Raw genomic sequence first — 18,042 nt, 5'->3', positions numbered from 1 at the left:
GACGCGATGCCGGGTGCACCGATCCGGCCCGTCTACCTCGAAGGGCTGACCGTCACCCCGTACATTAAGGAGACGGGAAACGGTCGGGCAAAGATCGCGTACTCGCTGCGTGCCACGGGCATGTCGGCGCCGAAGAGCCAGCCGCGCGAAACCAAGGCTGCCTGACCATGCGCACCTACAACTTCTTTGCGCATGATGTGCCGTACTGGATCATCATGGCGACGGTGCCGTTCATCAGGCATTGGCGGCTCACGCTGTTCTTCCTCGGGCCGCTGTGGGCGATGTGGCCGGCCTACTTCCTCGTCAACAACAGGTTCGCCTGGCTGGACTTCTACCTCGGCACCACCCTCCTCGCGGCGTGCGCCATCTGCTTCGCATGGATGAGCGCGTGGATGCCCTGGGACGACATCGACCGTCTGGTCCGTTACCTCACCTCGCCTCGCGCTGATCGCAAGGCCCTTCGCCACTTCGACAAGCGGTGGCCTGCCTACATGGAATCGGCGGGCCTGTCTCGCAAGTCGCTGGACGGCTCGGGCGAGATCGTGGTGCCGCCGCTCTACGGGCTGGAGTTCAACGAGCTCCGCCAGCTCGTAGTCCGCCCCGGAATGCTCCTGGGGCAGACCATCGACGACTGGGAAGCCGCCTTGGAGAAGCTCCGCACCGCAACCGGTGCCCTGCGGGCCCGCTGCATCACCGACGACCACCGCACCGGCCTGGCCATCGTGTTCAGCTTCGACGACGCCCTCGCCGAGACCAGCAAGCTCGAACTGCCCGCCAATGAGGTCGCGATCTCCACCGACACGGCCCAGCTCGGCTTCGACGAGGACGGCAACCCGTGGAACCTCGACTTGCGCATCTCCACCCTCACCGCCGGCGCGACCGGCGCGGGCAAGGGCTCAGTCATGTGGCAGACCATCGTCTCCCAGGGCCCCAACGTGGCCGCCGGCCTCGTCCAGCTCCAGGGCATCGACCTCAAGGGCGGTATGGAACTGTCCCTCGGCCTGCCGATGTTCACCCGCTACGCCACCGAGATGCCCGAAGCTGTCGTCCTGCTGGAAGAGGCCGCCCAGCAGTGCAAGGACCGCGCCAAGCGCATGGCCGGGATCAGCCGCATGCACCACGCCACGGTCGATGAACCCATGGTGATGATCATCATCGACGAGCTCGCCAACCTCGTCGCCTACCAGACCGACCGCGACCTCCTGCGCCGCGCCGAAGCTGCCCTGGCGATCCTGCTCACCCAGGGCCGTGCCGTCGGGTTCTACGTCTTCGGCTTCCTGCAGGACCCCCGCAAGGAGGTCCTCAAGATGCGCAACCTGTTCCCCCAGTCCATCGCCCTGCGCCTCGACAGCGCTGAGGAAGGCGCCATGATGCTCAGCCACGACGCCGTCCGCGCCGGTGCCCGCTGCGAGAACATCCCCAAGAGCCAGCCCGGCGTCGGCTACGTCCTCGCCGACAACGGCCAGGTCACCCGCGTCCGCGCCGCCTACGTCCCCGACGAACAGATCCGCGAAGCCGCCGAACTGTTCCCCGCCCCGCACCGGCTGCCGATCGTCGTGCCCGACATCGAACCCAAGCCCACCCGCCGTACCCGCACCCGCGCAGAAGGGAGTGAAGCAGCATGACCCCGAAGATCACGGCGGCGATGGCCGCAGAAATGGCCGATAGCCACGGCGTGTGCCGTCGCCCCGTGATCCGCCGCGTTCACGACCGCGCTACCAGCCAGGACCAGACCATCGCCATGGCCTGCGGCGCCACCCTCGAATCCAGGTGCCCCGCCTGCGCGCAGAAGGCCCGCGCGCTACGCATGCACCAGTGCCGCGAAGGCTGGCACCTCACCGAAGAACCGCCCCGCCCGCCCGTCGTCGTCACCAACCCCGCCACCGGCCCGAGCCGTCGCGTGCGGTCCACCAAGCGACGCCAGGGCATGCCCAACCTGCCCAAGGTGCCCATGGACGCCCGCACCGTCGGCGCCACCTTTCAGGCCCCCGACGGCCGCGAATACCGACCGTCGATGTTCCTCACGCTCACCCTGCCCAGCTACGGCCAGATCATCCCCCGCACCGGCATACCGGCCGACCCGACGCACTACGACTACCGACGCGCCGCGCTGGACGCGATCTTCTTCCCGCGCCTGGTCGACCAGTTCTGGAAGGCACTTCGCCGCTGCGCCGGATACGACGTGCAGTACTTCAGCGCCGTCGAACCGCAGAAGCGACTGGCCCCGCACCTGCACGCCGCCATCCGCGGAGCCATTCCGCGCCAGGTGCTTCGGCAGGTCACCCGCGCCGTCTACCTGACTGTGTGGTGGCCTCGGTTCGACAGGGTGGTTTTCCCTGTCGAGAATCCTCCGGTCTGGACCGGCACCGACTACGCCGACCCGCAGACCGGGGAACTGCTGCCCACCTGGGACCAGGCCATGGACGCCCTAGACTCCGACCCCTACGCCAAGCCCGCCCACGTCATGCGCTTCGGCACCCAGATCGACATCAAGGGCATCGTTGCCCCCTCACCCGACGCCGACCGCGCGGTGCGATACCTGGTCAAATACCTCAACAAGTCCATTGCCGAACCCTTCACCGGCGACGATGACACTGACGCCGCCTATGAAGCCCACATCGACCGCCTGCACGCTGAGCTGCGCTGGGTGCCCTGCTCGGAGCAGTGCTCCAACTGGCTGCGCTACGGCATCCAGCCCGACGGCGCCCACGACGGCCTGGCGCCCGGCGCCTGCCCCAAGAAGCATCACGACCGCGAACACCTCGGCCTCGGTGGACGTCGTTGCCTCGTGAGCCGCAAGTGGTCCGGCAAGACCCTCAAGCGCCACAAGGCCGACCGTGCCGCTGTCGTCCGCGAAGCCCTCCAGCAGGCCGGCATCACCGCACCCGACATCGAACGCATCAGCGCCGAAGTCCAGGCCGACGACGGCAAGCCCCGCTACGAGTGGCATCCGGTCGAAAACACCCCCGGCCTCTACGTCCGCACCGTCCTGGCGACCATCGCCGAACGCCACCGCTGGCGTGCCGAATACCAGCACGCCAAGGCCCTGAACTGCTCCGGCAAGGCCAATCACGACAATTCAGCAATTCCGCCGTAGCCGCCGCCTCACCAGATCACCCCACCCACAGGAAAGGAATCACCATGGAAAAGCTGATGGTCACCGTTGCCGAGGCCGCCGAGATGCTCGGAGTCTGCCGCAACCGTGTCTACGAACTCATCTACTCCGGACAGCTCGCGTCCGTGAAGATGGGCCGCTCCCGTCGTATCGCCGTCGCCGAGCTGCACCGCTTCGTGGCCGAATCTGCCTCGCTGGCAGCATGAGTCGCCAGCGCCGCGGACGGGGCGAGGGAGCCGTCTACAAGACCGAGACCGGCACCTGGCGCGGGGCGGTCGACTTCGGATGGAAGGACGGCACGCGCCACCGCAAGTACGTCTCTGCTCGAACGAAAGCCGAAGCACAGCAGAAGATCCGTGAGCTGACGCGGCTCGCCGAAGAGGGCCGCATCATCCCTGGGCGCGTCCCGACGCTGGAAGCCTGGATGAATCGCTACCTCGACGAGGTCGCTGCTCCCACCGTCCGCCCGTCGACGCTCAACCGCTACCGACAGGAAACTCGTCTGTACATCGTTCCGAATCTGGGACGGGTGAAGCTCGACAAGCTCACGCCGCAGCACATCTCCGACTTCTACCGGACGATGCTAAAGCGCCTGGCGGCTGGCAGCGTGCGGCGGCTGCACGCACTCCTCCGGCGGGCTCTCACGGTAGCTGTGCGATGGAAGATCATCCCGACGAACCCCGTGCTGTCCGTCGACCCGCCATCTATCAGGCGGGCCGAGATCACACCGTGGAGCCTCGACGAGACGAAGTCTTTCCTGACCTTCGTCGAGAACCGGCCGATGGCTGCCCGCTGGCAGCTCGGCGTTGCCCTCGGGATGCGCCAGGGCGAGGTGCTGGGCCTTTCGTGGTCGGACATCGACTTCGAAGGCCGCACCCTCCGCATCAGCAAGGCTTTGCAGTACCAGCCGGGCGCGGGCCTGCGCCTCGTCGAACCGAAGACGGCCCAGTCCCGCCGGACAGTGGCACTTCCCGACCACGTCGTCACCTCGCTGGAGAAGCACCGCGAAGACCAGGAGGTCCAGCGCCAGACCGCCGGCGACTCGTGGATCGAAACGGGCCTGGTCTTCACCACATCGCACGGAACCCCCTACTCACCCCGCAACGACTACCGGACCTTCAAGACCCTCGTCGCTCAGGCCGGCCTGCCTGAGATCCGTCTGCACGACCTGCGGCACACCGCCGCGTCGAACATGCTCACCCGTGGCGTCCAGGCCCGCGTCGTGATGGAAACCCTGGGCCACTCCCAGATCAGCCTGACCATGAACACCTACAGCCACGTCGCCCCGAACGTCTCACGGGATGCGGCCGACGTGATGGGCGAGGCCTTGTGGGCCTCCGATCCCGAGCTGTCCTGACGAGGCCGCCACTGCCCGCCAACGGAGCCGGGCGCGGGCCTGACCGTCAGGTGTGAGAACCAGCACATTCGCCGACGAAGTGTCCAGAAGCACCCCTGCTCGGCCGTCTACAGGGATTAGGAGCGCCTGCTCCGGCCCGACACACAAGGAGAACGAAGCATGAGCCCCTGGCCCAACCACATCCGCCACATCAATCCCGACCGGCTGCCCTCCCCCGTTCACGATTGGGAAGACGTGCTGACGACCTACCCGAACATCGCCTATGACTGCTCGTCAACGATCGCCACGGTTGCCAAGAGCCCGGTCAACGAGCCCAACGAGAGCGGCCTTCGCGCCTTCCTCGAAGACCGCTTCCCCGACATGTCCGCCATCGTCGCCGAGTACAAGCGCATCGCGTCGCCCCACATGCTGCGCGTGCCGTCCGAGACTCCCACCGGGCACTTCGTTGGGACTGCCTTCGGCCTGGTTACAACGGCGCTGACCTGCCCCGACGGGTTCCGGGACGAGGCACGTTCATTGGTGTTCCGCCTGCGGACTCCCAACACCAGGCGTTTCGCCAGCTTCATTGAGCGGCTCGACCCCGCCACGGCCACGGAGCCGGATTTTCTGCGGGCATGCCTGGGACTCGCGCGGCTGGTCGACCGTCGGCACGCGAGTTCGCCTCATGCCGATCCGCGCCTCTCCGAACTGCCCCGCAGCCCGCGCACCCTCCTGGACCTGGGCACGGCTCAGGAGTTGGCCGAACTCTCGGCGCTGGTCGCCATTGCCCAGGAAGACTTCGTTCCGACTATCGCGGCGTGCGGCACCGTCGCCGCCAATGTCTTCGACTTCCCGAAACCCCTCAACAATCCGCTCACCTGTTTGGCGTCGCTGGACCTGCTCGCCGACAGGACATTGGTGGAGATCAAGACCAACGGACCGCGCCGACCCGGTGGCCCTTCGGTGCTCAAGAAGGAGGCAGTCGCCCAGCTCATCGGCTACATCCTGCGGGACTACGACGACCGCTTCGAGTTCGAGCGTGTGCTCCTCTACCAGGGCCGCTACGGCGTGACCGTCACTTGGGACGTGGACCGTCTGCTCGACACAGCCGCCGGACATCGCGTCGACCTCGCGCGCACTCGCGACGACTTCCGACGCCTATTGGAAGCAACAGCCGGACCGCGCCCGACGGACTGGTGGAGGTTCCGCGTGAGCGCCTGACGGGACCACGGGATTCGAGGCCCGTCGATTCTGATGACAGTTAGGCTGCAACTTAGGCTGCAAACGTCAGAATCAGCGGGCGTTCCTCTGCCAGGGACAAGCAAAAAGCCCCTCTGACGAGGGGCTTTGGCGGAGCCGCCCAGGGGAGTCGAACCCCTGACCTACGCATTACGAGTGCGTTGCTCTACCAACTGAGCTAGGGCGGCGCGTCCGGGCAACCGGACTCCGCAACTATAGCGGCAGTGGTGCCACGGATGCGAAACCGGCGTTCTCCGGGCGTGGACAATGCGTGGCGCGCGGGCTGCCACCTCACGGCTCTCACCGGGCCACCCATGCCAGAAGCCCCCGACTGACACCGCTTCATCATCACGGATAGCCTTGCAACAAGCGCTTTCAAGGAGGCAAGCATGGCCGACCAGGTGATGGTCTTCGTCGACGCCGGCTACATCTGGCACACGATGGCGACGGTGCACGGCGTCTCGTCGCTGGAGCAGCTGGTCGTCTCCTACGAAGAGCTGGCGACTCTCCTGCGGACGCGGATCGAGGAGGCGGTCGGCCCGGTGCTGCGCATCCGCTGGTACGACGCCGCGGACCCGGCCCGGCGCATCACCAACCCACGCGCCCTCGGCATGTCCGCCGTGCCGGGCGTGCGACTGGTCGAGGGTCGGCTGGTGCACCGCAACGGCGTGCTCACCCAGAAGGCCGTCGACACCCGCCTCGTCGCGGACATGGTCACGATTGCCCACCAGCGGCAGGTGGACCGGTTCGTGCTGCTCAGCGGAGACGAGGACATGGTGCCGGGCGTGGAGGCTGCCGAGGACCTCGGCCTGCACGTGGAGGTGTGGTCGATCGAGGCCCCCGACTCGGCACCGACGGTCTCGCGGGAATTGGTCACGTTGACCGACAGCCACCGCACCATCAACTTGGACGAACTACGTCCCCTGATCACGCCGGCCGGTCAGATCGTGCAGGCCATCGCCCACGCCACCCAAACCGCCACGCCCGAAGCCCCCACCGCCGACACCGCACCGGAACCCCCGGCCACCGCCCCGACGTCACCAGAGCCCGCGCCCGCCGCGCCGCCCAGCCCTGTCCCCAGCCCAGCGGTGATCGCCAAGACGGCCAGGCACCTACCCCGCCCCATGCCCCAGCCGGGCCAGACCACCGAGCCGCCCCTGCCGAACCTGTGGGGCATCGACCAGGCCGCCTACCACCGGGCCGTCGAGACCGAGGGGAACATCACCGATCGGCAGCTCGCCACCCTCGTCGGCACCACCTACGCGCGTCGTTGGTGGCGGGCCGTCGACGAGCAGGCCCACGCCCGGATCCATCGCCTCAACCCGCGCAATGGCGCCTTCGACATGGTGCCCAAGGAGATCGACAAGGACCTTTTGCGCTTCGCCGAGGACAACGGGCTCAACACCTGGGGCAGCGTGTGGGTGAAGACACTGGTGCGCAATGGTTGGTGGGATGCCTTGGACGAGCTGGCCTCGGCCGAGCAGTAGCCCCTTCGACAAGCTCAGGGGCCGTGTGGGGTGCAAGCTCAGGGGCCAAAGCCCACGGTGGCTGAGCCTGTCGAAGCCACCTCCTCGGCAAGCCCAAGGACAGACCCCTTCGACAAGCTCAGGGGCCGGGGGACGCAAGCTCAGGGGCCAGACTCAGGCTCAGTAAGCGTTGCCCACCACCGCAGCGATCGCCGCCACCACCGTGTCCAGGTTGTCCTGGTTGAGGCCGGCGACGCAGATGCGGCCGTCGTCGGTGCCGTAGACGCCGTGTTCGGTGCGAAGCCGGTGCATCTGCTCCACCGAGAGGCCGCAGTAGCTGAACATGCCGGCCTGCTCGGCGACGAAGCCGAAGTCGACGCCGCGCTCGGCCAGCCCAGCCACCAGCTGCTCGCGCATCCCGCGGATCCGCGAGCGCATGGCGTCGAGCTCGGTGGTCCAGCTGGCGCGCAGCTCGGCATCGCCCAGCACCATCTTCACGATCGCCGCGCCGTGCACGGGCGGGCAGGAGTAGTTGGTGCGCACCACCCGCGCCAGCTGGGAGAGCACCGTCGCGGACTCCTGCTCGTCGCGGCAGACGACGTGCAGCGCACCGACCCGCTCCCCGTAGAGGCCCAGGTTCTTGCTGAAGGAGTTGCCGACGAAGAAGCGCTGGCCGCTGGCGACGAAGGCCTCCACCGCCCCCCGGTCGGCCTCCAGCCCGTGCGAGAAGCCCTGGTAGGCCATGTCGAGGAAGGCCACGGCCCCCGACTGCTCCACCGCCTCGGCGACGCGCACCCACTCGTCGCCGGTCAGGTCGTGCCCGGTCGGGTTGTGGCAGCAGGCATGCAGCACCACGACGGTGCCGGGCTGCAGCGCCGCCAGGTCGGCCAGCATCCCGTCGACGTCCACCCGGTGACCGGCGGCATCGTGGTAGCGGTAGCTGGTCACCTCATAGCCGGCACCGCCGAAGATCGCGGAGTGGTTCGCCCAGGACGGGTCACTCAGCGCCACCGTCGAGGCACCGAGCAGGCCGTGCAGGAAGTCGGCGCCCTCCTTCAGGGCACCAGAGCCGCCCAGCGTCTGTACCGAGGCCACGCGCTTCTCCTGCAGGGGAAGAGATCCAGCACCGAAGACCAGCTCCTGCACCAGCGGCAGCAGCTCCGGGTCGCCGGCCATCGGCAGGTAGCCGCGCGGCGCCGGCTGCTCGGCCAGCCGCTGCTCGGCCGTCGCCACCGCCCGGGGCAGGGGCAGGCGGCCCAGCTCGTCGAGGTAGACACCGACGCCCAGGTTCACCTTGCTCGGCCGGGTGTCGGCGCGGAACAGGTCGTTGAGCCCGAAGATCGGGTCGCCGGGGTAGAACTCGAGGTCGTCGAAGCTGGCCATGGGCTCACAGTAGTCTGGCGCGAACGACGAAGGAGTGACGATGGCACGCGTGATCCACACCGGCCAGGCCCTGGTGGACGAGGTTGTCGAGATCCCGGCACTGCCGTGGCGGGGCGACAACTCCATGGCCACCAGCCATGCCCGCTATGCCGGCGGGGCCACGAACATCCTGGTGGCCTCGGCCCGCACCGGCGCCGAGTCGGTCCACGCCGGCGCCCACGGCACCGGCCCCAATGGCGACCTGATCCGCCAGGTGATGGCCCAGGAACAGATCACCCTCTCCGCCCCGCCCATCACCGACAGCGACACCGGTATCTGCTTCGTCATGGTCGAACCTTCGGCCGAGCGCACCTTCGTCACCACCCTGGGCGCGGAACGCCAGATCAGCGTCGAGTCCCTGGCCACCAGCGCCCCGCAGCCGGGCGACCTGGTCAACGTCACCGGTTACTCGCTGGCCGTCGCCAGCACCCGACGCCCCTTGCTGGACTGGCTCGAGACCCTGCCCGAGGGCGTCCACGTCGTGCTCGACCCGGGTGCCGCCTTCAGCGCCCTGCCCGTCCCGGTGCGCACTCGCATGCTGGCACTCACCACCGTGTGGACGAGCAATGCCGACGAGGCCCACCAGATGACCATGCTGCGCGACATGGCCGAGGCCGCCGAGGCCTGCTCCCACTTCCTGCCCGAGGGTGCCGTCTCCCTCGTGCGCGACGGCTCCGAGGGCTGCGCCGTGCACCTGGACGGCACCACCCACCGCGTGCCCGGCTTCCCGCAGAAGCCCGTCGACACCAATGGTGCGGGCGACTGCCACACCGGCGTGCTGTGCGCCGAGTACGCGCTCAGCGGCGACTGGGTGGAGTCCTCCCGCCGAGCCAATGCCGCAGCGGCGCTCAAGGTGACCCGTCGCGGACCGGCCACCGCCCCCACCCGGGCCGAGGTGGACGACTTCCTGGCCGGCTGGGGCAAGTAACCCCGGCCGGCGCGGCCGCCCGCCGGTGCAGCTGGTGGCTGAAGACCCCCGAAGTGTCCGTGCCGGTGCCTACCATCGAGGTGGAGCACACCTTCGACGCACAGAGAGGCATCCCCATGCCGCAGACCCTCTCCCACGAGCTGCCGCACGACCTTCCCACCGCACTGTTCATCGACGGTGAGTGGCGCGACGGCGGCGAGGGCACCCTCGAGGTGCACAATCCCGCCAACGGCCAGCTGCTGGCCACCATCGCCGACGCATCGGTCGCCGACGCCACCAGCGCCCTCGACGCCGCCGCCACTGCCCAGAAGGGCTGGGCCCGCACCCCCGCCCGGGAGCGCGCCGAGCTGCTGCGCCGCGCCTTCGAGCTGGTGATCGAGCGCACCGACGACTTCGCCCGCCTGATGACCCTGGAGATGGGCAAGCCCTATGCCGAGGCCAAGGGCGAGGTGGTCTACGGGGCCGAGTTCCTGCGCTGGTTCAGCGAGGAGGCGCCCCGCATCGCCGGCCGCTACCGCCCGTCGCCCGAGGGCACGCAGCGCCAGCTGGTGACCAAGCGCCCGGTAGGCCCGTGCCTGTTCATCACGCCGTGGAACTTCCCGCTAGCCATGGCCACCCGCAAGATCGCCCCGGCGCTGGCCGCGGGCTGCACCGTCGTGCTGCGCCCGGCCGTCCTCACCCCGCTGACCAGCCTGCTCTTCGCCAAGGTGCTGGCCGATGCCGGGCTGCCCAAGGGTGTGGTGAATGTCATCACCTCCACCTCGCACGAGACCACCGACGCGCTGATCGCCGATCCGCGGCTGCGCAAGCTGTCGTTCACCGGCTCCACCGGCGTCGGCAAGCAGCTGCTCAAGCAGGCCGCCGACGGGGTGCTGCGCACCTCGATGGAGCTGGGCGGCAATGCTCCGCTGCTGGTCTTCGCCGATGCCGACCTCGACGAGGCCGTCCAGGGCGCCTACCTGGCCAAGATGCGCAACATGGGCGAGGCCTGCACCGCCGCCAACCGGCTGATCGTGCATGCCGACGTCGCCGAGGACTTCGGCCGCAGGCTCGCCGAGAAGTTCAAGACGCTGAAGGTGGGTGATGGCCTCGACCAGGACACCACCGTCGGCCCGCTGGTCAGCGAGGATGCCCGCGATGGCGTCGCGGAGCTGGTGGATGCGGCACTCGCCCAGGGCGCGACGGCCCTGGTGGGTGGCAAGAAGGTCGACGGCGAGGGCTGGTTCTACGAGCCGACCGTGCTGACCGGTGTCGGCCACGACGCGAAGATCCTGCGCGAGGAGGTCTTCGGCCCCGTAGCCCCGATCACCACCTTCACCACCGAGCAGGAGGCGCTGGAGCTCGCCAATGACTGCGAGGTGGGTCTGGCCGGCTACGTCTTCACCCGCGACATGGACCGGGTGCTGCGGGTCGCCGAACAGCTCGAGGTGGGCATGGTGGCGGTCAACCAGGGCCTGTTGAGCAATGCCGCCGCCCCCTTCGGTGGCGTCAAGCAGTCGGGCCTGGGCCGCGAGGGCAGCCATGAGGGAATCGAGGAGTACCTGGAGACGATCCTCGTCGCCCTGCCCGACCCCTACCGGGAGTCCTGACCCCGCACCCCACCCACTCGGAGCCCCTGGGCTCGACTCCGCACGTCGCACGCTGACCCCGCACCCGCTGCAGCACGGGCGGGGTCAGCTTTCGACGTGCCCAGTGCCGGTCTCGGGGCGGGTCCCAGCCAGGCGAGCCGCCCCAGGCTCAGCAGACCTTCTTGTCCGGCGGCACGGTGCCGTCGTTGACGAAGTCGCGCACGGCGCTCTTGACGCAGGCATTGCCCAGGTCCCAGGCGGAGTGACCGGCGCCCTTCCAGGTGAGCAGGACACCGGGCTCCAGCTGTTCGGCCATGCTGACGGCCTGCTCATAGGGGGTGGCCGGGTCGCCGGTGGCGCCCAGCACCAGGATCGGCGCGGCACCCCTGGCCCGTAGCTCCAGCTGCGGCGACGGCTTGGCCGACCACACCGGGCAGGTGAGACTGACCCCGAAGTAGGGGGCCAGCACCGGCGCCTTCTTCTTGTCCTGCTCGAACTCCTTGACCGAGCCGTCGATGCCCGGGTCCTCGGCGTCGACGCAGCCCACCCCGGGGAAGCCATAGGTCATCGAGTCATAGCTGCCGTCGCTCTGGCGGCCGTTCATGATGTCGGCGGTGGCCAGCAGGGGCTCGCCGTTGCCGTTGCGGGCCGAGACCAGCGCCTGGGTGAGCTGGGTGTAGCCCGACGAGCCCGTGTACAGGTAGGTGACGGCACCGGTGACGCCCAACCCCTGGGTGAGCTCGCGGTCCTCGACCTCCAGCGGCTCCTGGTCCAGGGAGTCGAAGATGCCGGTGACCGAGGCGATCACCTCGTCAGCGGTGCTGCCCAGCTCGCACTTCTGCTCGGCACACCAAGTGGCGTAGTTGCGCAGCGCCAGGTCGAAGCCCATCGCCTGGATCACCGAGTCGTCGGTGGTGATGTTGACGGCGCTGTCGAGCACCATCCGTCCGGTCCGCTGCGGGTAGAGCTCGGCATACATGGCGCCGATGTAGGTGCCGTAGCTGATGCCCAGGTAGTCGAGCGTGTCGTCGCCCACCAGGAATCGCAGGTAGTCCAGGTCGCGGGCGGTGTCGATGGTGGAGATGTGGTCGAGCAGCGCGCCGGAGCCCTGCCTGCACTGGGCGGCGAAGTGCTTGTTCTGGGCGACGGCGGCCTGGAACTCCTGCGCGTCGTCGGGCGAGCTCTCCGAGGCCAGGTAGGCCTCGGTTTGCTCAGGCGTGCCACACACCACCGGCGTCGACTCCCCGGTGCCGCGCGGGTCCCAGCCGACCACGTCGCGCTGCGGGAAGGAGTTCCAGTCGAAGGTCTCCAGCATCTGCTGGCCCGAGGCGCCCGGCCCGCCAGGGTTGATGAACAGGGTGCCGGTGCGCTTCTGGTCGGCCACGCGCCGCTTCATCTTCAGCGTGATGGCCTGGCCGTCGGGACGGTCCCAGTCGAGCGGCACCAGGACGGTGCCGCACTCGAAGCCGTCGCAGGCACTCCAGCGGATCGTCTGGTCCAGGTAGCGCTGACGGCCCTGGCCGGGCGGCGGGGCGGCGAAGCCGGGCGGGGTGGCATCCGAGGCGACGCTGGTGCGGTCGGGCGAGGTGTACTGCTCCTGGCGACGATGGGCCGAGAGCTGGAAACCGGCGACGTCCTTGGAGGTGGTCGTCACGGTGGCGCTGCCCGAGGGCACCGCCACCGCCGATGACGGGGAGGCCGGGGCGCTGGCGCCGGGCCCGGGCGTGGGGATGGACGGCTTCTGCTGGCACGCGGCCAGCAACAGCGGCGCCACCAGGGCCGCGGCGACCAGATGCCTCCTCATGCCTGCTGACCCTCCTCGCGGCGCTGCACGGCCTTGTGTCGTTCCTTGCGTCGCTTCGAGGTGGGGCACACCTCGGTCAGCGGGCAGCGCGCCACCTCGCCGTCGCGGTTGCGCACGGCGACGCTCTGGCTGGGGACGTTGTGGCCCACCACGACGCCCTCGCCGATCGGGCTGGAGACCCGGTCCCCCACCGCCGGGGCCTTCTGGGCGAAGTCGACGTAGAGGGGGTGCTCGTACTTGAGGCAGCACATCAGCTTGCCGCACTGGCCCTGGATGGCCAGCGGATTGGTCGAGAGGCCCTGGTCGCGGGCCACGCTCAGGCCGACCGGCTCGAAGTCGGTCAGGAAGGTGGAGCAGCACAGGTCGCGTCCACAGTTGCCGATGCCGCCGGTCAGGCGGGCCGCGTCACGCCCACCCACCTGGCGCAGGTCGACGCGCGCCTTCAGGGCCCGGGCCAGGTCTCCCACCAGTGAACGGAAGTCGACGCGTTCCGGGGCGGTGAAGTAGATCGCCACCTGCAGCCCAGGGGTCGGCCCGCGGTCGATCCAGTCCACCGCCACCACCTTCATCGGCAGCTCGTGCTCGGCGATCATCGCCCTGGCCACCTCGAAGGCCTCGGCGCGGTGGCGGCGGTTCTGCTCGTCGCGGCGCAGGTCCTTCTCGGTGGCCCGTCCGGCCACGACGGGCAGGTCGGTGAGGTTCTCGCTGTCCACCCATTCGGGCGCCCACACCACCTGTGCCACCTCGGGCCCGTGCTCGGTGGGGTGCAGCACCATGTCGCCCACCTGCCACTGCTGCTCCCCCGGATCGAGGTAGTGCAACTGCCCGTGGGTCTCGAAGGTGACCGCCATCACTCGCGCCATGGCGCAAGCGTAGACGCCGCCCACGACAGCCCGGCCCAACCACGAACAGCCCGGCCCAACGACGAACAAGGCCCAATCACGAACAAGGCCCAATCACGAACAGGGCCCAATCACGAACAGGGCCCAACAATGAGAAGCGCCCGCCATCGTGCGTGACGATGGCGGGCCGCCGTTCGGGCTGGCCGAAGGGCTCAGGCGCTGGCCACCGGCTCCACCACGCCGATCGTGCCGCGGTCCACCGAGGCACGCTCGACCTCGATCCGCTCCACCAGCTGCTGGGCGCGCTCCACCGAGCCGAGCAGCGCCACCAGGGCGCCACGCTCACCGGCCGGCAGCGACGGGGAGCTGACGATCCGCTCGCGCAGCTCCAGCACGTCCTTCTCCTCGCGCATCTCCTGCGGAACCGCGGCCGAGGCATCGTCCACCGCGACGATGCGCCGCAGGTGGGCGTCGAGGGCGTCGAGGCTCTCCTCCAGGAAGACCTGGCTGGCAGGGCTGAACTCCTCGCGGTCGGCGCGACGGGCCACCTGGTGCAGCTGCTCGCTGAGGGCCGAGGTGAAGTCGACCTCTTCGATCAGGCTGGCCACCAGGTCGTTCTGGCCGCGGTCCAGGTCGTCGCGGAAGAGGTGGGCGCAGTAGGCCCGGATCTCGCGGGAGAGCGAGTCGACGGCCTCGGCGTGCTCCTCGAGCTCCACCGGCGCCCCGGGGCGGCCACGGGCGATGTCGAGAAAGGCGGTCCCGGCCTGCAGCTGGCGACGGGTCTCGGCCAGCACGCCGGCGACGGCGCGCGGGTGGTCGTCGACCGCCTTCGGGTCGAGGAAGCGCGGCACCGCGTACTCCTCCGGCACGTTCTCGTCGACCCCGACCTTGCTGAGCACCCGCTCGAAGGTACCGATGAAGGGGAACATGATGAGCACGTTGAAGATGTTGAAGATGATCGAGAAGACACCCACGGCCACCGGGACCATCGGGAAGGTCTGCTGGCCGTCGACCACCGTCGGGGCGGCGGGGTCGATGCCGAACAGGCCCAGGCCCCAGCCGAGCACGCGGATGGCGGGGAAGAAGAGCATCAGCACCACGAGCACGCCGATGAAGTTGAAGGCGATGTGGGCGTAGGTGGTGCGCTTGGCGTTCTTGCTCAGGTTCAGCGAGGCGATCCAGGAGGTGACGGTGGTGCCCAGGTCGGCGCCGATGGCGAAGGCGATGGCCGTCTGCCAGGGCAGCACGCCGGAGGCACCCAAGCCCATCACGATGCCGATGGTGGCCGAGGAGGAGTGGATCATCGCGGTGATCAGGGCGGCGATCAGGGCACAGGAGACGACGTCGACGATGTTGGAGGAGTCCAGTCGCTGCAGGACCGCCATCACCTCGGGCATGTTGCGCAGCGGCTTGAGGCCGCCGGTCATCAGGTTGAGGCCGTAGAAGATCAGGGAGAAACCCATCGAGGCCAGCGCGATGTTGCGCGTCTTGTCCTGCCGCGCGAAGCAGTAGACGCACGCAAAGATGCCGCTGAAGAGCAGGCCGATCGGGCCCAGTGGCAGCGCGATCAGTCCATTGCCGAGGGTGGTTCCCACATTAGCGCCCATGATCACGCTGATCGCGGAGCGCAGGTTCAGCACGCCGGCATTGACCAGGCCGACGGTCATCACCGTCATGGCGGTGGAGGACTGGATCACGCCGGTGATCACGGTGCCGGCCATCACGCCCTTGACGGGGGTGCCGGCGATCTTGGCGAGCCAGGCCCGCATCTTGTTGACGCTGAGCGCCTGGATGCCGGTGTCCATGAACTCCAGGCCGAGCAGGAAGATCCCCAGGCCGCCCACGACGGGCACCAGGATCTCCTTGAAGATGTCAACTTCCATTGCAGTCGGGTCCGTTCCGGTCGGGGATGGGTCGGTCCAGCCTGTGGGGGCGCCTGCTGGATCAGCGGGCGTAGGTGAAGGTCCTGGCGATGTGCTCGTGCACCTGGGCCGCGCCGTCGGCGGGCAGCGGCAGGAAGCCCATCTGGCGGGCCTCGGCGTCGTAGTCGTCAACGAGCCAGCGCAGGTAGCCCAGGGCACGCCGGGCGTCGGCCTCCTGCTGGGGTTCGCGCTTGAGCACCGCCATCACGGGCACGGTGATCGGGTAGGCACCCTTCGCGTCGGCGCGGGGTGCCAGGCCCGTGAACTGTCCCTCGCCATCCCAGGACATGCCCTGCAGCGCGGCGGCCATGCCGGCCCGGTCGGGGGCGACGAATCCTCCGGCGCCATTGCGCAGCTGGGCCATCGACAGCCCGGCCTCGCGGGCCTGGCCCGGTTCGACGTAGCCGATGGCGCCGGGCACCTCGCGCACGGCCTCGACGACCCCCTCGGACTTCTCGACGGCGCGGCCGACACCGCCGGGCCACTCCAGCTGAGGGCCGGTACCCACCTCGGACTTCCAGGTGGCGTCGCCGGACGACAGCCAGGCGCTGAAGGCGCGGGTGGAGCCGGAGCCGTCGCCCCGGTGGACCGGGACGATCTGCTGGTCCGGCAGTGCCAGGCCGGGATTGAGCTTGGCCACCGCCGGGTCATTCCAGCGCGTCACCTCGCCGCGGAAGATGCGCGCCACCAGCGGCGCGTCCAGGCGCAGCTGCTTGCCCTCGACCTCGACGCGGTGCACCAGGGCCAGCGAGCCGATGGCCACCGGGAACTGGCCCAGGCCGTGCTCGTCGAGCGTCTTGGCGCTCACCGGGTAGTCGCTGATCGCGAAGTCCACCTCGGGGTCGGCCAGGCGCATGACGCCGCCCAGGGAGCCGACCGGCTCGTAGCCGATGCCGGAGCCGTCGAGCACCCAGTCGCCACCGGTCTGGTCGGGGCGCTGAGGATTGTCGGCCGAGAAGGCGGAGCGGTAGGCATTGGCGGAGCTGGTCACCAGCGGCGCTGCGAGCGTCGAACCGGCGCCCAGCACCTGCGACTCGCGGCCACGGTTCCAGGCCAGGGCGAGCACCAGCACCGAGACCAGCGCCCCGACGACCATCGGCACCACCAGCTGGCGGCGCCGGGCCTCGCGCGTGCGCAGCACGGGCACCCCGTTGTCCGGCGAACCGAGCATCTCCATCCCCCCCCGAGCCGATGTCCCAATCATCGAACGATTCCCAGATGACCACTCGGATAGCCCGGAGTGTCCTGCAGGTAAACGATTCACGGCGACATGGCCGCACCTCGTCTTCCGCGCTGGGTGAATCCGGGCCTTCTCTGCTCGTCACGGCACCCCGTCCGCACCAGACTGGGAGGATGAGCAGCCCCAAGAAGACCCAGACCGCGAAGAACAGCGCGAAGGCCCAGGCGGCGCAGGCGACCCCTCCAGCCGTGCCCAGCCCCGAGCGTCGCCCCAAGCTCACCCGCATCCCCGAACAGACCCAGCAGTGGCCCGGCGCCACCGCGGAGATGAGCCCGCAACCCGACCACGGTGAGCGCAGCTGGACCCCGCGCGGGCGCCTGGACGCCAAGCGCGCCCTGGTGACCGGCGGCGACTCGGGCATCGGCCGGGCCGTGGCCACCACGATGGCCCACGAGGGCGCCGTCGTGACGATCGTCGCCCTGCCCGACGAGGCCGAGGACGCCAAGGCCACCAAGAAGACCATCAAGGAGTTGGGTGGCACCTGCCACGTCATCAAGGCAGACCTGCGCACCGCGAAGGCCAACCAGAAGGTGGTGGCCAAGGCCGTCGAGAAGATGGGCGGCATCGACGTCCTGGTGGCCAATGCCGCCTACCAGATGACCCACCCCGAGCTGCAGGACTTCCCCGACGGGCAGATCGAGCAGACCTTCGAGACCAATGTCTTCTCCCCCTTCTGGCTGGTCAAGGCCGCCGAGGAGGAGCTCAGCGACGGCGGCTCGGTGATCGTCACCACCTCGGTGCAGGCCTACTCCCCCTCCGAACCGCTGCTCGACTACGCCGCCAGCAAGGCCGCGCTGAACAACCTGGTGGTGAACCTGGCCAGCCAGCTCGGACCCAAGGGCATCCGCGTCAATGCCGTGGCGCCCGGACCGATCTGGACGCCGCTGATTCCCGCCACCATGGCGCCCGAGAAGATCAAGGGCTTCGGCTCCGACACCCCCCTGGGCCGGGCCGGGCACCCCGTCGAGGTGGCCGCCGCCTATGTCTTCCTGGCCAGCGACGAGGCCAGCTATGTCTCCGGCACCGTGCTCGGGGTCACCGGCGGCAAGCCGGTCTTCTGACCCGCCGCCCCATCACGTGACGAGGCTCTCACCCCGGTCGGGGTGAGAGCCTGGTCGTGCTGCCGTGGGGCAGTCGCAGACTGTGCAGGCGGGCACAAC

14 protein-coding genes and 1 tRNA gene are annotated in these 18,042 nt (G+C 69.2%); 9 read left to right on the top strand and 6 right to left on the bottom strand.

All coding sequences use genetic code 11. From position 1 onward, the window contains the following. The first annotated feature begins 167 nt into the window (after positions 1-167). The 5 genes from ACHFFZ_RS09055 to ACHFFZ_RS09035 all read left to right on the top strand — a co-directional run bounded on the left by ACHFFZ_RS09055 (position 168) and on the right by ACHFFZ_RS09035 (position 5,672). Positions 168-1,625 (top strand): FtsK/SpoIIIE domain-containing protein, encoded by a 1,458-nt coding sequence (locus tag ACHFFZ_RS09055; RefSeq protein ID WP_394276315.1) that lies wholly within the window; start codon positions 168-170, stop codon positions 1,623-1,625. Beyond that, on the top strand, positions 1,622-3,097 hold the full coding sequence (locus ACHFFZ_RS09050; RefSeq protein ID WP_394276314.1) for a replication initiator: 1,476 nt from the start codon (positions 1,622-1,624) through the stop codon (positions 3,095-3,097). The genes ACHFFZ_RS09055 and ACHFFZ_RS09050 overlap by 4 nt, the downstream gene beginning before the upstream one ends. A gap of 44 nt (positions 3,098-3,141) precedes the next feature. Then, positions 3,142-3,321: a helix-turn-helix domain-containing protein gene (locus ACHFFZ_RS09045; protein WP_394276313.1), complete on the top strand. Its 180-nt coding sequence runs from the start codon at positions 3,142-3,144 to the stop codon at positions 3,319-3,321. After that, positions 3,318-4,472 (top strand): tyrosine-type recombinase/integrase, encoded by a 1,155-nt coding sequence (locus ACHFFZ_RS09040; protein ID WP_394276312.1) that lies wholly within the window; start codon positions 3,318-3,320, stop codon positions 4,470-4,472. Before ACHFFZ_RS09045 ends, ACHFFZ_RS09040 begins: the two co-directional genes overlap by 4 nt. A 159-nt stretch (positions 4,473-4,631) precedes the next feature. Then, positions 4,632-5,672 carry a hypothetical protein gene (locus ACHFFZ_RS09035; RefSeq protein ID WP_394276311.1) on the top strand — a complete coding sequence of 347 codons (1,041 nt, stop codon included), beginning with the start codon at positions 4,632-4,634 and terminating at the stop codon, positions 5,670-5,672. A gap of 133 nt (positions 5,673-5,805) precedes the next feature. Here the strand turns inward: ACHFFZ_RS09035 and ACHFFZ_RS09030 are convergent. Continuing rightward, positions 5,806-5,878 (bottom strand) — tRNA-Thr (locus tag ACHFFZ_RS09030). A gap of 201 nt (positions 5,879-6,079) precedes the next feature. On the opposite strand from ACHFFZ_RS09030, the gene ACHFFZ_RS09025 reads away from it, so the two are divergent. Continuing rightward, a complete protein-coding gene (locus ACHFFZ_RS09025; protein WP_394276310.1) occupies positions 6,080-7,177 on the top strand; it encodes an NYN domain-containing protein in 1,098 nt (365 codons plus the stop codon). Positions 7,178-7,336: 159 nt separating this feature from the next. On the opposite strand, the gene ACHFFZ_RS09020 is transcribed toward ACHFFZ_RS09025, so the two are convergent. After that, a complete protein-coding gene (locus tag ACHFFZ_RS09020) occupies positions 7,337-8,539 on the bottom strand; it encodes an aromatic amino acid transaminase (RefSeq protein WP_394276309.1) in 1,203 nt (400 codons plus the stop codon). Between the two features lie 40 nt (positions 8,540-8,579). Here ACHFFZ_RS09020 and ACHFFZ_RS09015 point away from each other — a divergent pair, with 40 nt between their 5' ends. Further along, positions 8,580-9,506: a PfkB family carbohydrate kinase gene (locus ACHFFZ_RS09015; RefSeq protein ID WP_394276308.1), complete on the top strand. Its 927-nt coding sequence runs from the start codon at positions 8,580-8,582 to the stop codon at positions 9,504-9,506. 116 nt (positions 9,507-9,622) lie between these two features. Beyond that, positions 9,623-11,095: an NAD-dependent succinate-semialdehyde dehydrogenase gene (locus ACHFFZ_RS09010; protein WP_394276316.1), complete on the top strand. Its 1,473-nt coding sequence runs from the start codon at positions 9,623-9,625 to the stop codon at positions 11,093-11,095. Between the two features lie 148 nt (positions 11,096-11,243). Here the strand turns inward: ACHFFZ_RS09010 and ACHFFZ_RS09005 are convergent, their stop codons facing one another. The 4 genes from ACHFFZ_RS09005 to pstS all read right to left on the bottom strand — a co-directional run bounded on the left by ACHFFZ_RS09005 (position 11,244) and on the right by pstS (position 16,813). Then, the gene (locus tag ACHFFZ_RS09005) at positions 11,244-12,878 is read right to left on the bottom strand and encodes an alpha/beta hydrolase (RefSeq protein WP_394276307.1); all 1,635 of its coding nucleotides are present in this window, start codon (positions 12,876-12,878) and stop codon (positions 11,244-11,246) included. Next, on the bottom strand, positions 12,875-13,741 hold the full coding sequence (locus tag ACHFFZ_RS09000) for a stage 0 sporulation family protein (RefSeq protein ID WP_394276306.1): 867 nt from the start codon (positions 13,739-13,741) through the stop codon (positions 12,875-12,877). Before ACHFFZ_RS09000 ends, ACHFFZ_RS09005 begins: the two co-directional genes overlap by 4 nt. 191 nt (positions 13,742-13,932) lie before the next feature. Then, the gene (locus tag ACHFFZ_RS08995) at positions 13,933-15,603 is read right to left on the bottom strand and encodes a Na/Pi cotransporter family protein (RefSeq protein WP_394276305.1); all 1,671 of its coding nucleotides are present in this window, start codon (positions 15,601-15,603) and stop codon (positions 13,933-13,935) included. 61 nt (positions 15,604-15,664) lie between these two features. Continuing rightward, the gene (gene pstS, locus ACHFFZ_RS08990; protein WP_394276304.1) at positions 15,665-16,813 is read right to left on the bottom strand and encodes a phosphate ABC transporter substrate-binding protein PstS; all 1,149 of its coding nucleotides are present in this window, start codon (positions 16,811-16,813) and stop codon (positions 15,665-15,667) included. Between the two features lie 182 nt (positions 16,814-16,995). Between pstS and ACHFFZ_RS08985 the strand changes: the two genes are divergently transcribed. After that, entirely contained in the window at positions 16,996-17,943 is a 948-nt protein-coding gene (locus ACHFFZ_RS08985) for an SDR family oxidoreductase (RefSeq protein WP_394276303.1), read from the top strand. The last annotated feature ends 99 nt before the right edge of the window (positions 17,944-18,042 follow it).

The organism is Luteococcus sp. (assembly GCF_043424415.1).
Classification (GTDB): domain Bacteria; phylum Actinomycetota; class Actinomycetes; order Propionibacteriales; family Propionibacteriaceae; genus Luteococcus.
This window is presented reverse-complemented; position numbering and strand designations above follow the sequence as displayed.

Bases quoted from the DNA above. Each gene is read 5' to 3' on its own strand.
- ACHFFZ_RS09035 (WP_394276311.1), top strand. From the start codon at position 4,632: ATGAGCCCCTGGCCCAACCACATCCGCCACATCAATCCCGACCGGCTG.
- ACHFFZ_RS08985 (WP_394276303.1), top strand. From the start codon at position 16,996: ATGAGCAGCCCCAAGAAGACCCAGACCGCGAAGAACAGCGCGAAGGCC.
- ACHFFZ_RS09010 (WP_394276316.1), top strand. From the start codon at position 9,623: ATGCCGCAGACCCTCTCCCACGAGCTGCCGCACGACCTTCCCACCGCA.
- ACHFFZ_RS09045 (WP_394276313.1), top strand. From the start codon at position 3,142: ATGGAAAAGCTGATGGTCACCGTTGCCGAGGCCGCCGAGATGCTCGGA.
- ACHFFZ_RS08995 (WP_394276305.1), bottom strand. From the start codon at position 15,603: ATGGAAGTTGACATCTTCAAGGAGATCCTGGTGCCCGTCGTGGGCGGC.
- ACHFFZ_RS09025 (WP_394276310.1), top strand. From the start codon at position 6,080: ATGGCCGACCAGGTGATGGTCTTCGTCGACGCCGGCTACATCTGGCAC.
- pstS (WP_394276304.1), bottom strand. From the start codon at position 16,813: ATGCTCGGTTCGCCGGACAACGGGGTGCCCGTGCTGCGCACGCGCGAG.
- ACHFFZ_RS09015 (WP_394276308.1), top strand. From the start codon at position 8,580: ATGGCACGCGTGATCCACACCGGCCAGGCCCTGGTGGACGAGGTTGTC.
- ACHFFZ_RS09050 (WP_394276314.1), top strand. From the start codon at position 1,622: ATGACCCCGAAGATCACGGCGGCGATGGCCGCAGAAATGGCCGATAGC.
- ACHFFZ_RS09000 (WP_394276306.1), bottom strand. From the start codon at position 13,741: ATGGCGCGAGTGATGGCGGTCACCTTCGAGACCCACGGGCAGTTGCAC.
- ACHFFZ_RS09055 (WP_394276315.1), top strand. From the start codon at position 168: ATGCGCACCTACAACTTCTTTGCGCATGATGTGCCGTACTGGATCATC.
- ACHFFZ_RS09020 (WP_394276309.1), bottom strand. From the start codon at position 8,539: ATGGCCAGCTTCGACGACCTCGAGTTCTACCCCGGCGACCCGATCTTC.
- ACHFFZ_RS09040 (WP_394276312.1), top strand. From the start codon at position 3,318: ATGAGTCGCCAGCGCCGCGGACGGGGCGAGGGAGCCGTCTACAAGACC.
- ACHFFZ_RS09005 (WP_394276307.1), bottom strand. From the start codon at position 12,878: ATGAGGAGGCATCTGGTCGCCGCGGCCCTGGTGGCGCCGCTGTTGCTG.